The 12,584-nt window shown below is 68.8% G+C and carries 13 protein-coding genes and 1 tRNA gene; 8 read left to right on the top strand and 6 right to left on the bottom strand.

The annotated features are described in order from the left end of the window. Positions 1-148 precede the first annotated feature (148 nt). From IJ15_RS0122895 to IJ15_RS0122885, 3 genes are all read left to right on the top strand, one after another. Positions 149-1,570: a S1C family serine protease gene (locus tag IJ15_RS0122895; protein ID WP_081880882.1), complete on the top strand. Its 1,422-nt coding sequence runs from the start codon at positions 149-151 to the stop codon at positions 1,568-1,570. An 83-nt stretch (positions 1,571-1,653) separates the two neighbouring features. Then, positions 1,654-2,148 carry a MogA/MoaB family molybdenum cofactor biosynthesis protein gene (locus IJ15_RS0122890; RefSeq protein WP_231569637.1) on the top strand — a complete coding sequence of 165 codons (495 nt, stop codon included), beginning with the start codon at positions 1,654-1,656 and terminating at the stop codon, positions 2,146-2,148. 666 nt (positions 2,149-2,814) lie between these two features. Beyond that, positions 2,815-3,432 (top strand): MspA family porin, encoded by a 618-nt coding sequence (locus IJ15_RS0122885; protein ID WP_031940655.1) that lies wholly within the window; start codon positions 2,815-2,817, stop codon positions 3,430-3,432. A gap of 141 nt (positions 3,433-3,573) precedes the next feature. Here IJ15_RS0122885 and mscL read toward each other — a convergent pair whose 3' ends face one another. The 4 genes from mscL to IJ15_RS0122865 form a co-directional block, all read right to left on the bottom strand. After that, positions 3,574-4,023 (bottom strand): large-conductance mechanosensitive channel protein MscL, encoded by a 450-nt coding sequence (gene mscL, locus IJ15_RS0122880; protein ID WP_031940654.1) that lies wholly within the window; start codon positions 4,021-4,023, stop codon positions 3,574-3,576. 85 nt (positions 4,024-4,108) lie between these two features. Continuing rightward, positions 4,109-4,816 carry an SAF domain-containing protein gene (locus IJ15_RS0122875; protein ID WP_031940653.1) on the bottom strand — a complete coding sequence of 236 codons (708 nt, stop codon included), beginning with the start codon at positions 4,814-4,816 and terminating at the stop codon, positions 4,109-4,111. A gap of 92 nt (positions 4,817-4,908) precedes the next feature. Next, positions 4,909-5,205 (bottom strand): FmdB family zinc ribbon protein, encoded by a 297-nt coding sequence (locus IJ15_RS0122870; RefSeq protein WP_031940652.1) that lies wholly within the window; start codon positions 5,203-5,205, stop codon positions 4,909-4,911. Between the two features lie 80 nt (positions 5,206-5,285). Continuing rightward, positions 5,286-5,912 carry a 5-formyltetrahydrofolate cyclo-ligase gene (locus IJ15_RS0122865; protein ID WP_031940651.1) on the bottom strand — a complete coding sequence of 209 codons (627 nt, stop codon included), beginning with the start codon at positions 5,910-5,912 and terminating at the stop codon, positions 5,286-5,288. Positions 5,913-5,972: 60 nt separating this feature from the next. On the opposite strand from IJ15_RS0122865, the gene IJ15_RS0122860 reads away from it, so the two are divergent. The 3 genes from IJ15_RS0122860 to IJ15_RS0122850 are packed head-to-tail and all read left to right on the top strand — an operon-like array spanning position 5,973 to position 8,847. Then, a complete protein-coding gene (locus IJ15_RS0122860) occupies positions 5,973-6,893 on the top strand; it encodes a UTP--glucose-1-phosphate uridylyltransferase (RefSeq protein ID WP_031940650.1) in 921 nt (306 codons plus the stop codon). A gap of 51 nt (positions 6,894-6,944) precedes the next feature. Then, the gene (gene glp / locus IJ15_RS0122855) at positions 6,945-8,204 is read left to right on the top strand and encodes a molybdotransferase-like divisome protein Glp (RefSeq protein WP_031940649.1); all 1,260 of its coding nucleotides are present in this window, start codon (positions 6,945-6,947) and stop codon (positions 8,202-8,204) included. Between the two features lie 7 nt (positions 8,205-8,211). Continuing rightward, the gene (locus tag IJ15_RS0122850) at positions 8,212-8,847 is read left to right on the top strand and encodes a GNAT family N-acetyltransferase (RefSeq protein WP_031940648.1); all 636 of its coding nucleotides are present in this window, start codon (positions 8,212-8,214) and stop codon (positions 8,845-8,847) included. A gap of 24 nt (positions 8,848-8,871) precedes the next feature. On the opposite strand, the gene IJ15_RS0122845 is transcribed toward IJ15_RS0122850, so the two are convergent. Together IJ15_RS0122845 and IJ15_RS0122840 are read right to left on the bottom strand one after the other, a co-directional pair. After that, on the bottom strand, positions 8,872-10,188 hold the full coding sequence (locus IJ15_RS0122845; protein ID WP_031940647.1) for a chloride channel protein: 1,317 nt from the start codon (positions 10,186-10,188) through the stop codon (positions 8,872-8,874). Positions 10,189-10,318: 130 nt separating this feature from the next. Next, on the bottom strand, positions 10,319-11,056 hold the full coding sequence (locus IJ15_RS0122840; RefSeq protein ID WP_031940646.1) for an MspA family porin: 738 nt from the start codon (positions 11,054-11,056) through the stop codon (positions 10,319-10,321). Between the two features lie 504 nt (positions 11,057-11,560). On the opposite strand from IJ15_RS0122840, the gene sepX reads away from it, so the two are divergent. Continuing rightward, positions 11,561-12,388 carry a divisome protein SepX/GlpR gene (gene sepX / locus IJ15_RS0122835; protein ID WP_031940645.1) on the top strand — a complete coding sequence of 276 codons (828 nt, stop codon included), beginning with the start codon at positions 11,561-11,563 and terminating at the stop codon, positions 12,386-12,388. Positions 12,389-12,490: 102 nt separating this feature from the next. After that, a tRNA-Ala gene (locus IJ15_RS0122830) sits at positions 12,491-12,563 on the top strand. Positions 12,564-12,584 lie beyond the last annotated feature (21 nt).

The following is a 12,584-nucleotide window of genomic DNA, read 5'->3' as shown; positions in this document are numbered from 1 at the left end:
CCGGATGTGAGGCTGGCCACTTCGGCGGGAACACGGGAAACTGAAAGCAGCGTCTCAGGGGCTTCTCAGCCGTGCCGGGCAAGCTGATTCCAGCGACCGGAGCGGATCCGGGACATCGGTGAATCGAGTCAGGAAAGAAGGCGGTGCGATGACCGACGACCGTAACCTCCACGGCGACCCCAACCAGGGAACTCCCCGGCACGGCGATCCCCAGCAGGGTTCGCCCTACCAGGCGGGGAACCAGCCCGGACCGCAGGACCAGTGGCGTTCGGGCGGTGCCTACTACCCCCAGAGTCAGCAGCATCAGCAGCATCAGGGCTACCCCGGTGGCGCCGGTGCGCCCGGAGCGGGCTACTCCCAGCACGGCTACCAGGCCGGCTACCAGCCCACCGAGCAGATTCCGGGCCTCGGCACACCGGGCGCACTGCCTACGACAGGCACGTTGCCCACGACGGGTGCCCCCGTCGTCACCGAGCCCCGCCGGGTGGGCCGTTCCGCGCTGGTCGCCGGCGCGCTCGTGCTCGCGCTCGTCAGTGGCGGTATCGGTGGTGTGGTCGGGTCGATGGCGACGTCGTCGAACGGTGGGGGCGCTCCGGTGTCGAATGCGCTCGACGCCCCGAAGCCCGAGACCAGCCCGGCGTCCACTGCGCAGGAGGGGTCCGTCGAGGCGGTCGCGGCCAAGGTGCTGCCGAGCGTCGTCCAGATCCAGGTCGCCGGCACCCGCGGGGAGGGCGAGGGTTCCGGTGTGGTCCTCTCGTCCGACGGTCTGATCATGACCAACAACCACGTGATCGCCGGCGGCGGCCCGGACGGCAAGTTCGTCGTCGCCTTCGCCGACGGAACGACCGCGCCGGCCACACTGATCGGTACCGACCCGCAGTCCGACATCGCGGTGATCAGGGCGGAGGGCAAGTCCGACCTGACACCCATCGAGTTGGGCACCTCCGAAGACGTCAAGGTGGGTGAGCAGGTCGTGGCGATCGGTTCGCCGCTCGGACTGGCGGGCACCGTCACCTCCGGCATCGTCTCGGCGCTCGACCGCCCGGTCTCGACCAGCGGTGAGGCGGGCAACCAGAACACCGTCATCGACGCGATCCAGACCGACGCCGCGATCAACCCCGGCAACTCGGGCGGCGCGCTCGTGAACATGGACGGGCAACTCGTCGGCATCAACACGGCGATCGCCACCGCCGGTGGGCAGGGCGGATCGATCGGCCTCGGCTTCGCGATCCCCGTCGACCAGGCGCGACGCATCGCGGACGAACTCGTCAAGACCGGCAAGGCCACTCAGGCGATCATCGGTGTGCAGGTCGCGGCCAAGGAGTCGACCGGTGGCGCGACCGTCGTCGAGGTCACCGCGGGCGGACCGGCCGAGAAGGCCGGTATCCCCAAGGGGGCCGTCGTCACCAAGGTCGACGACCGGGTCATCACGAGCGGGGACTCCCTGATCGCGGCGATCCGCTCCCACGCGCCCGGCGACAAGGTGACCGTGACGTATCGGGACGGCGCAGGCAACTCGAAGACCGTCGACGTCGAACTCGGCACCGCGCCGACCACGGGCGGCCGCTGATGGTGACGGGAAACCGGCCGGTGCTGACACGGATTCTCCGCCGGATCCCGACTGACCCCGACGGGGCCATTACGGTAGGGACCATGGAACTCGAAGCACCGTTGGCAGGACGAGCGCTGGTCGTGATCGTCGACGATCGGACCGCGCACGGCGATATCGATTCGACGGGGCCGCTCGTCACCGAACTGCTCACCGAAGCCGGATTCCTGGTGGATGCGACGATCGCGGTGACCGCCGACGAGGTGGAGATCCGCAACGCCCTGAACACCGCGGTCATCGGAGGCGTCGACCTGGTGATCTCGGTCGGCGGCACCGGTGTGTCACCGCGTGACGTGACGCCGGACGCCACCGCCGAGGTCCTGGATCGGGAGCTGCCGGGAATCAGTGAGGCCCTGCGCTCGTCCGGGCTCGCTGCGGGAGCCGTGGACGCGGTCATCTCGCGGGGCCTCGTCGGGATCTCGGGCAGCACGGTCGTCGTCAACCTGGCGTCCTCCCGGGCCGCGGTCCGCGACGGTATGGCGACGCTGACGCCGTTGGCGAGCCACGTCATCGGCCAGCTGTCGAGTATCGACGAGTAGGAAGGCGCACACTCCAGTCATGTCGGACGAGACAGACCCCGATTCGGTATCTGCAGCGCCTTCCGGGACTCCGGAGCGGTCGCGCGTCGATCGGGCCCGACTCGATGCCATCTTCGGCACCGTCCTACCCGAGCAGACCGCGGACGAACGATCCTCCGACGGTGCCTCGACAACAGGTGGCGGCCAGGATGAATGGCTGCGGCGGCAGGTCCCTCCGCACCACGGCTGACGGCCGCCATCGGTTCAATCAATAGGTTGTTTCTCGAATAAGCCGGAATGCGCCGGGTATGTGTGTTTCATCACCCATACCCGGCGCATTGTCGTGTGCGCGCCGAGTCCCGGGCCTTCCCACAGTGGCGGGCCGGCCGATTCGCTCACAACGAATCCGGGGAGTGATATCGGTCCCTTCCCAGTTGGGGGCGTCGCGGCGCCGTAGCGATCTCGGCTCGAACGACCGGCCCACGGCACCCGAACAGCGCATTACGGACTGAGCGGTTCAATTGTTCGTATGTCGAACGCAATTCGGGCGGGACCGCCGTTTGACTACTGGGCGACCGGTCCGTCTAATCTCGGCGCGGGATTCGCCCGGAATTACCGAATGTCGAGGGTCCTCGGCGCAACTCGGGCGGTCCCCGAGGGTGTTCGGATTTACATGGATGAGGGAAAATGACGGAGATTCGTAAGGGCCGCTTCAGCGCGGTGCGGAATGTCGTGGTTGCCGGTGCGGTAGCGGTCGGACTGGTCGTCGGTAGCGCGGGCGTGGCCGCTGCCGCCGTCGACGACAGCAACTCGATCGTCGACGGCAAGGGCGCGACGATCACCGTGTCGCAGCAGGACACCTTCATCAACGGTGTCGTCCCACTGGACGGTTCGCCGCTCACCCGCGAGTGGTTCCACAACGGTCGGGCAGCGGCGAAGATCGAGGGACCCGGCGCCGACAAGTACAAGGGCAGTGAGATCATCGTCGGCTACCAGGTCGCCTACCCGGTCTCCCTGGGCGGCAAGCTGAAGATGAACTTCGTCCCCAAGCTCGAGGCGAGCGGCACCGGCGTCTCGGTCGCCTTCGGTCCGAGCCTGGACCTCGAACTCGCCCCGGGCGGGGGAGTGAAGACCGTCGAGGTTGCCAAGGGCAAGTTCGACGGTGCCGCCACCGAGATCCAGTTCGCGAACGTGCACGGCAGCGCCACGGGTGTCGTCGGTCGGGTCACGATCCGGCCGTACGTGACGGTCAAGAGCGCCGCCGGCGACGTCGTCACCACGTTCGGAAAGCCCTGGGTGCTCTGAACTCCCCGAACCTCCCCGATTCTCGGAGATCCGTGATAGTCGCCGGGGTTCGCTGACAGCGCTCGAGCCCGCCCCGGTACGACCGGGGCGGGCTCGGGTCGTGACGGACCCCGTGTTCCCCGTGGAACCGGCCGGAACGGACTACTCCGGGAGGCGGGCGTGCTTGCCGTCCGGATCCGACGGAGAACGCGGGTCGGCGGCCTCGCCGATTCGTCCCTCGGCGAGGATGTCGCGGATCTGGATGAGGAGATCGGCCTCGCTGGCCTTGGTGTCCTCTTCCTCCGTCGCGAAGCGGGCCTTCACGGCGTTCGCAGGCACGATCAGCACGAAGTACACGACGGCGGCGATGATGACGAAGTTGATGATCGCGGTCACCACGGCGCCGACATTGACGAACGTCGCTTCGTTGCCCTCGATGATCGTCCGGCCCCAGCCGTACTCCTCCGAGCCGCCGACCGCCGCCACGAGCGGGTTGATGATGTTGGTGGTGAACGCGGTCACGATCGCCGTGAACGCCGCGCCGATCACCACCGCGACGGCAAGATCCAGGACGTTTCCGCGGAGCAGGAAATCCTTGAACCCCTTCAGCATGTGATGCCCCCTCCGATCGGGTGGTCTCGAGGTCGAATCGAGACTAGTTGAGGGAGGGGCGAATCCGCGCGTCGTGCGCTGCCCGCTAGTGGAGGGTCACCGTGATCGCGTTCGTCAGCGATGCCGCGGCAACGGCGCCCGCATCGGGGGCGGGAAGGGCCAGCATCACCACACGATCGCGTCGTTCGGTGCCCGATTCCTTCTCGGGGGAGACCAGGACGACGGTGGCACCGGACGCCAGGATCTCGGCGGCGGGTGGTCGTGCGTCGGCGGTGGGCCGCGACTGGTCGACGGTCAGGACGTCCACCCGGTCACCTTCGCGGATGAGCGCGGCGAGGCCCGCGTCGGACAGGCGCACGGGCACGATCCGCGCGTCGGCGGAACCGACGGCGGCCGCCGCGAGGCGCGGGCCCAGGAGTCGGACATCGGTGAGGATCTCGCCCGCACGGACCGGCGACGCGACCGTGTGCCCCACTGCCCCGTCCGGTACACGGACGGCACCGTCTGGGGTGGCGTCTCCGGACCGGTCGACCGTGCGCAGGTCCGCCTCGGACAGGACCAGGCCGGGACTGAGGTCTCGGGCTGCGACGACGACCGGCTCACCGGCAGCGTCGGGATTGCCCCGGATCAGAAGAATCCCGGCGGCGATCACGAGGACCGCGGCCGCGGTGCGTCGGGCGGTGTCGGTTCGCGCCCAGCCCGGACGCGTCATCCGGCCGAGGCGGTCACCGAGGGTCGGGGCCAGCGGACCGTTGCGGTCGGGCCCGCCACGGCGAAACGGGATGGTCGGCATGGCGGGAACACTAGGCCGGGGTGCGGAGACCCGATCGCGTCACGACGCCGATTCGAACCCGCCTGTGGATGAACGGCGGGCTGTGGACAAGATCAGCTGGCGGCGGCCGGTGCGCTGGTCGAGGCCGGTGCGGATGACGCAGACGACGCAGACGACGAGGACGCAGTGGTCGACTCGGACTTCTTGGCCGGCTCGCTCGCGGTGCTCGATCCGCCGCGGCTGTCGGTGCGGTAGAAGCCACTGCCCTTGAAGACGATGCCGACCGAGTTGAACAGCTTGCGGAGCTTGCCGGAGCACTCCGGGCACACGGTCAGGGTGTCGTCGGTGAACGACTGCACGATGTCGAACCGGTTGTCGCATTCGGTGCAGGCGTACGAGTAGGTGGGCACTGGGTTCCTCCGCATTGTGTAGTCAAACCGCAGGTGTTGGCACTCTACAGTCGACAGTGCCAACAGTGCGAACCAGATCCCTATTCCTGCCCGGCCGCCCCGTCGCGGTGGTCTCCGCCCGCCAGGCGGGTCAGGCCGCGGCCCGGCGTGAGCGCCCACCCCATCGCGACATCGTGGGGATCGGCGGGAAGTTCGGTAACCAACTCGTCGTCGCGGACGACGGCGACCAGCGCGGCCGCGGGATTCGCGAGCCCGAGCGTGCGGTCGTAGAACCCGGCCCCGCGGCCGAGCCGGACGCCGTGCTCGTCGACGGCCAAAGCCGGCACGAACACCACGGAAGCGGCCGCGACCTCGGTCGACGGCAGTACCGGACCGTTCGGTTCACGCAGCCCGTAGCTCGCCGCGACGAGGTGATCGGCGCCGGTGAACTCGGCCCATTCGAGGGGGCCGGGGGCGCCGGTGACCGGCACCAGGACCCGAGCCCCCGATTCACGCAGGGCCTCGAGCATGTCGATCGTCCCGGGCTCGGTGCCGACCGGGACGTACGCACACACCGTCGGTCCGGGCCGATCTCCTGTCAGCGTCGCGACGGCGGATGTGACGAACGAGACCAGGGCGGCGTCCTCCGCGACGCGGGTTCGGTCGTTCACTGAGCGACGTTCTCCGAGAATCCGGCTCCGCCATTCGGTCTTGGACAGCGAGTTCATGATCGCCACCTTAGGATCGCTGCGACCGGCCGCGGGGGCCGGTGGATAGGGTGGTGAGTTATGACAGATGCCGTCACCAATGACAACAGGTGCTTTCGGACGGCGGTTGTGCCCGCTGCAGGAATGGGAACACGGTTCCTACCTGCGACGAAGACCGTTCCGAAGGAGTTACTCCCGGTGGTCGACACCCCGGGAATCGAATTGGTGGCGGGCGAGGCGGCCGACTCCGGAGCGAGCCGACTGGTCATCGTGACCTCTCCCGGTAAGGACGGTGTCGTCGCTCACTTCGTCGAGGACCTCGTCCTCGAGAGCAAGCTCGAAGCCAGCGGTAAGTACCACCTGCTCGAGAAGGTCCGGAAGGCTCCGGGTCTGCTCGAGGTCGATTCCGTCGTGCAGGCGGAGCCACTGGGCCTCGGTCACGCGGTCGGGTGCGCCGAGTCCGTCCTCGACGACGACGAGGATGCGATCGCCGTCCTGCTGCCCGACGATCTCGTGATGCCGCGCGGCGTCCTCGAGACGATGTCCCGGGTCCGGGCGAAGCGCGGCGGTTCGGTGCTGTGCGCGATCGACGTCCCGAAGGACCAGGTCAGCGCGTACGGCGTGTTCGATGTCGAGACCGTCCCGGACGCCACCAACCCGGACGTCCTCAAGGTGATCGGCATGGTCGAGAAGCCGGCGATGGAGGACGCTCCCTCCACGTTCGCCGCGGCCGGCCGCTACCTGCTCGATCGGGCGATCTTCGACGCGCTGCGCCGGATCACGCCCGGTGCCGGTGGTGAGTTGCAGCTCACCGACGCGATCGCACTGCTGATCGCCGAGGGCCACCCGGTCCACGTCGTCGTCCATCGCGGATCTCGACACGATCTGGGAAATCCCGGCGGCTACCTGCGTGCTGCGGTTGACTTTGCGTTGAACAGCGAGGAGTACGGTCCGTCGCTGCGCGAATGGCTGGTCGAGCGGCTGAAGCCGTCCGGCGAGTAGCAGTCTGCGGTACGAGGTCGGGTCGACAGGGTCGGGAGGACGAGAAACCACATGCGCTCGGTTGAGGAGCAGCAGTCGAGAGTGACTGCTGCCGCGGTGGCGCCCCGGCCGGTCCGGGTGGCGATCTCCGAGGCACAGGGATTGCTGTGCGCCGAAGAAGTGGTGACCGAACGGCCACTGCCCGGCTTCGACCAGGCCGCCATCGACGGCTACGCAGTTCGGAGTGTCGACGTCCTCGCCGCGGGTACCGATATCCGCGGCGAGGACGGCGAACCCACCGAACTCACGCTTCCCGTGGTCGGGGAGGTGACGGCGGGTTCGCGTCAGCCGATCCGCTTGCAGCCGCGTCAGGCCGTCCGCGTCGACACCGGTGCGCCGCTGCCGACCCTCGCCGACGCGGTCCTGCCGATGGACCGCACCGACGGCGGCCACGCCCGCGTCAAGGTCTACAAGCCGGTCCGCTCCGGCGACTACGTCCGCCGGGCCGGTGACGACGTCCAGCCGGGCGACGTTGCCGTGCGGGCGGGCACCATCATCGGCGCCGCGCAGGTGGGCCTGCTGGCCGCGGTGGGCCGCGACAAGGTGCTGGTGCATCCGCGCCCGCGCCTGTCGGTGATCTCGGTGGGTGGGGAACTGGTCGACATCGACCGCACCCCGGGGCCGGGACAGGTCTACGACGTCAACTCGTACGCGCTGGCGGCTGCGGCGCGCGATGCCGGTGCCGACGTCAACCGGGTCGGCATCGCGACGATGGATCCGCGTCGCCTGCGTGAGGTCGTCGAGGGCCAGCTGATCCGGTCCGAGATCGTCGTGATCGCGGGCGCGGTCGGGGGCGGAGCCTCCGACGAGGTGCGGGACGCGCTCGCCGACCTCGGGGATCTCGAGGTGGAGCGGGTCGCCATGCACCCGGGATCGGTCCAAGGTTTCGGCCAGCTGGGGCGGGACGAGGTCCCGACGTTCCTGTTGCCGTCCAATCCGGTGAGCGCGCTCGTCGTGTTCGAGGTCATGGTGCGTCCGCTCATCCGGATCGCGCTGGGCCGCCGTCAGCCGATGCGGCGGATCGTCACGGCCCGCACGGTCGCTCCGATCACGTCCATCGCCAGTCGCAAGGGTTTCCTGCGCGGTCAGTTGATGCGCGACGAGTCCACGGGGGAGTACCTGGTGCAGGCGCTCGGTGGTGCGCCCGGTGCGTCGTCGCACCTGCTCGCGACGTTGGCCGAGGCGAACTGCCTGGTACTCGTGGATCCCGACGTCACCGAGATCCGTGCCGGTGAAGAGGTGGAAGTCGCGTTCCTTGCGCAGCGGGGCTGAACGAACGATGTCGGTTCATCCGGGATGGCCGGCTCGGCTCGGGCCGCTGGGAGTTGCCGGTGGCCGGGTGACGGTGCGGCCCATACGGTTGCGGGACGCCGCCGTCTGGAGCCGGATGCGCATCGCCAACCAGGAGCATCTCGAGCCGTGGGAGCCGACGGGTCAGGCCCCGTGGGCGGACCGGCACCACGTCACGGCGTGGCCGGGATTGTGTTCGAGTCTGCGCTCCGAGGCACGCAAGGGGCGCATGCTGCCGATGACCATCGAGCTGAACGGCGACTTCTGCGGGCAGATCACCGTCGGCAACATCGTGCGCGGCGCCTTGTCGTCGGCGTGGATCGGCTACTGGGTTTCGAAGGATGTGGGCGGGCAGGGCGTCGCGACGGCGGCGCTGGCCTTGGGACTCGACCACTGCTTCGGTCCGATGGGGCTGCACCGGGTGGAAGCGACTGTGCGCCCGGAGAATCTGGCGAGCCGGGCGGTACTGCGGCATGCCGGATTCCGTGAGGAAGGACTGCTGCGGCGGTACCTCGACGTCGACGGGCAGTGGCGCGATCACCTGCTGGTCGCGATGACCGTCGAGGAGGTGCCAGGTTCGGTGTCCGACCGCCTGGTGCGGGCCGGGCGAGCCAGCTGGGGCTAGGGGTCGGCCGGGCGGCGCCCCGTCTCAGGGCCCGTCCACCGTCGGCCGGCCGAGCATCCGTTCCCGGAGGCTGTCGTAGATCGGCGCCGACCCGGCGAGTTGCGCGACCAGGACGGCTGCCGCGGTGGCAGCGGCCATCGGGACGGTGATCATTGCCGTGGCCGTCATCTCGATCACGAGGACGATACCGGTGAGCGGCGCACGAACCGTGGCGCCGAAGAACGCAGCCATGCCGACGATGGCCATCGGCACGGTCAGGGACGTCCCGCCGGTGGGCAGGACGGCATCGGCGACACCGGCGAAGAGCACGCCCCACAGCGCGCCGACGGCGAGGAGTGGCGCGAAGAGGCCACCGGGCGTGCCCGCGGCGTACGACAACGGACCTGCGACGACGCGCATCAGCACAAGTCCGAATGCCACCGGCAGCAGGAGGTTTCCGCCCCCGACGATGCGCTGGGCCAGGGCGTCGCCGCCGCCCGCAGCGAGCGGGTCGATCGCCAGCAGCAGACCGATGACCGCACCGATTGCGCCGGCCCGTGCGACCGGAGGAACGCGGCGCAGGGCCTCGGCGAGGTCCAGGAAGCCGATCACGAGTCGGTTGTAGAGCACGCCGAGCAGTCCGGTGAGCAGACCGAACACGACGAACAGCGGAAGCACGGCGACCGATGGTGATTCGGTGAGGCGCACGTCGAAGTCCGGTCGGTCGCCGAGCACAGATCGGGAGCACACGACGGCGGTGGTGACCGCGATCAGCGTGGGGACGACGACACGCACGTGGAAAGCTTGCGTCACCTCCTCGAACACGAACAGCGCGCCACCGATCGGCGCGTTGAACGCGACCGCGAGTCCCGCGCCGGCGACCGCGGACTGGGTCCGCCGCACGTCGTCGTCGGCGAGGTGTGCGCGTCGTCCGGTTTCGGCGCCGATCGCGGCACCCATGTGCACCGTGGGGCCCTCCCGGCCGAGGACGAGGCCCGAGCCGATCGCGAGGAGCCCACCGATGAACCGGGCCGGTACCACCCACAGGGACGGCGGAGTCGCCTCGCCCCGTGCGACGGCCTCGACGTGCTGGATTCCGCTGCCCGCGGCGAGCGGCACGGTCCGTACGATCCCGGCGGCCGCCGCGGCACCGACGGCCGTGACGGCGATGGGGACCAGCCAGCCCGGGCCGGGCGCCCGATGTGCCCAGTCCAGAAGGTCCAGCCGCCATCGGTCGGCGACCTGCAGACACCAGCGGAAGGCGCCACCGACGAACCCGGTGGCGCAGCCGGCGACGATCGCGACACCGCACAGTGTCAGCAGGCCGCGGGAACTGTGCGGACCAGTCCGAGACTTCGCCATGGGGGTGTCTTTCCGGGGACGACGGGTACACGGCGGACGCGGGGAGCCGGATCCTGGTGCGCCATCTGTCGTGTGACGGCCGAGCGGCCCCGCCGGGGCCCGACGCCCGACGAGGCCGCTCGGCCGAAGGTCACACGATCACGGGCGGACCGTAGCTGACGACCACGTCGTCCGCGAGGTCGGTCGATGCGGTGAAGATGGCGTAGGAACGTACCGACACCGTGCCCAGGGCGTGGTTGACCTCGAGGTGGACGTCGCGCAGCGTGATGGCGCACTGGGTCGACTTGCATTCCTTCTTCTGCACCGGGACCGTTGCGATGGTGCCGGGGGCGACCTGCGTGGACAGGTTGCCTTCGACCGGCGTCTCGACACCCAGTTCGAGTGCCTGCCCGTTGAACAGTTCCACGGCGGCCGGCACTGCGGGGTCGGCAGTCAGGATCAGGGTCTCGCCGACCTCCGGGACGAAGACGGCACCCGGGGTCACACCGGCGTTACCGGTGATGACGGCGCCGTTGGAGACGTCCGCCTGGTATCCGATCTGGTAGCCCACCTCGAGGATGCCGCCGGTGTAGGGGGAGCCGCCGTTGCCGCTGACCGTTGCGAGCGCGCGACCGCTGGCGAAGATGTCGCGGGTGAACTGGTTGCCGGACAGCGGCGGGACGCTGTTGATGGATTGGCCGGTCTGATCGATGTGCAGCTCCCACCCGTCGAAGCTCACGGCGTGGGCGGAGGTGTTCTCCTGGAAGGTGGCCTCGGCGCCCGCCGAACCGACGGAAACGGTGAGCATCACCGCGGCCGCCCCGGCGATGACGGCGGAGGCGGATCGCGTGAGCCTGCGGCGAAGAAAAGACCGGTGATTCACGTGCATGGGAATTCCTCGTCTTCGATGTTCGCGACCGGAGCGTGCCGGCCTCGGGCAGAGTCGGACGGCTACGGCAATCGCGGGCGTCCGGTTGCAGTATTGGTTCTCCGTCATTGTTCCGTAAGGTTTCGGCGACTTATTTTCGCGAATTTGATAAAGGGAAGCTAACGATTTTGTTTCGACGCCGAATTGTCGTTGTTTTCGCTTTTGCGTGAACAGTCGGGAGACCGCGGTTCGGGGTGTGCGCGGCCGTCGTGTCGGCGCCGCCGGCCGCGAGTTTGCATCGGGCGGGTGCATAGGTGCTGCCGTCGCGCGCGGGAAGTGGTCTTCGGCTCAGTTGAATCTCGAGGCTGCAATTTCCATCTCGAGAGGTGATAATCGAGTGACGGATGTGACAGCTGCGAAACCTGAGTCGGCGCGCCTGCGGCGGCAACGGTGTGGATGCCACTACCCTGAACAAGGTCATTGGCGTCATCAGTGCTGGTAGACGAATGGGAGGAGGTCGTCGGTATGCCGAGTTCCTCGATCATCTGGATCGCGCTGGTCGCCGTCTGGCTGTTCGTCCTTGTTCCGATGCTTGTCAGCAAGCGGCCCCGGATCCGGCAGACGACGGATGCGGCACTCGCGACTCGAGTGCTGCATCGCGGCGACGCGGAACGGCCGGCTCGTGGGCCTGCGGCAGGGCATCGGAGCGATCCGAACTGGCGCCCCGCAGCAATACGGCTGCGCGGTGACACTTATGACGACTCATACGGCACGGATGCGGAGGATCGAATGGACGCTCACGCCGACGAGAACATGATGGACGATGCGATCGACCGTTCGCGCGGCGCGGCTCGGGACTTCGTTCCGAATCGGCGCGGCCGGGGCGGATTCGATCCCGAGGCCGACGCTATTGCGAGCGCCGCCCGATACCGGTTCCGTCAGCGGGCGGTGCTCGGGTTGGTGTTCTCGGCGATCCTGACGGCCGCGCTCGCCGTGGCGTTGACGCCCGTGATGTGGTGGGTCTCTGCCTTCTCCGTGGTGGCCCTCGTCGGCTACCTCGCCCACCTGCGTCGCCAGGTCCATCTCGAGCAGGAGATCCGTGGCCGTCGGATGGCCCGACTGGGGCGTTCGCGTCTGGGTGTCGAGTCCGAGTCCGACGGGGAACTGCGACTGGTCCCGGCCAGGCTGCGGCGGCCCGGTGCGGTGGTTCTCGAGGTCGACGACGGTGACCCCGCGTTCGATCATCTCGACCACTACGACGCGGAGTTCGTCGAGCGTGGCGATCGTCGCCCGCACGACGACTACGAGGTCACCTACCGCGACGACCGCATGAGGCGCGCCTCCGGGCAGTGACGCTCCGGCAGGTTCGTTTTCCGCCTCTGAACAGGCGATTCGTCATCTCGGCGAGTGTCCTGTTACAGTTTCCGAGCGGTCAGCGAAAGTCGATCGTGGTTCGGGGCTGTGGCGCAGTTGGTAGCGCGCTTCGTTCGCATCGAAGAGGTCAGGGGTTCGATTCCCCTCAGCTCCACAACACGCAAGAGGCCCCCTC

Source organism: Prescottella defluvii, from assembly GCF_000738775.1.
GTDB lineage: Bacteria > Actinomycetota > Actinomycetes > Mycobacteriales > Mycobacteriaceae > Prescottella > Prescottella defluvii.
This window is presented reverse-complemented; position numbering and strand designations above follow the sequence as displayed.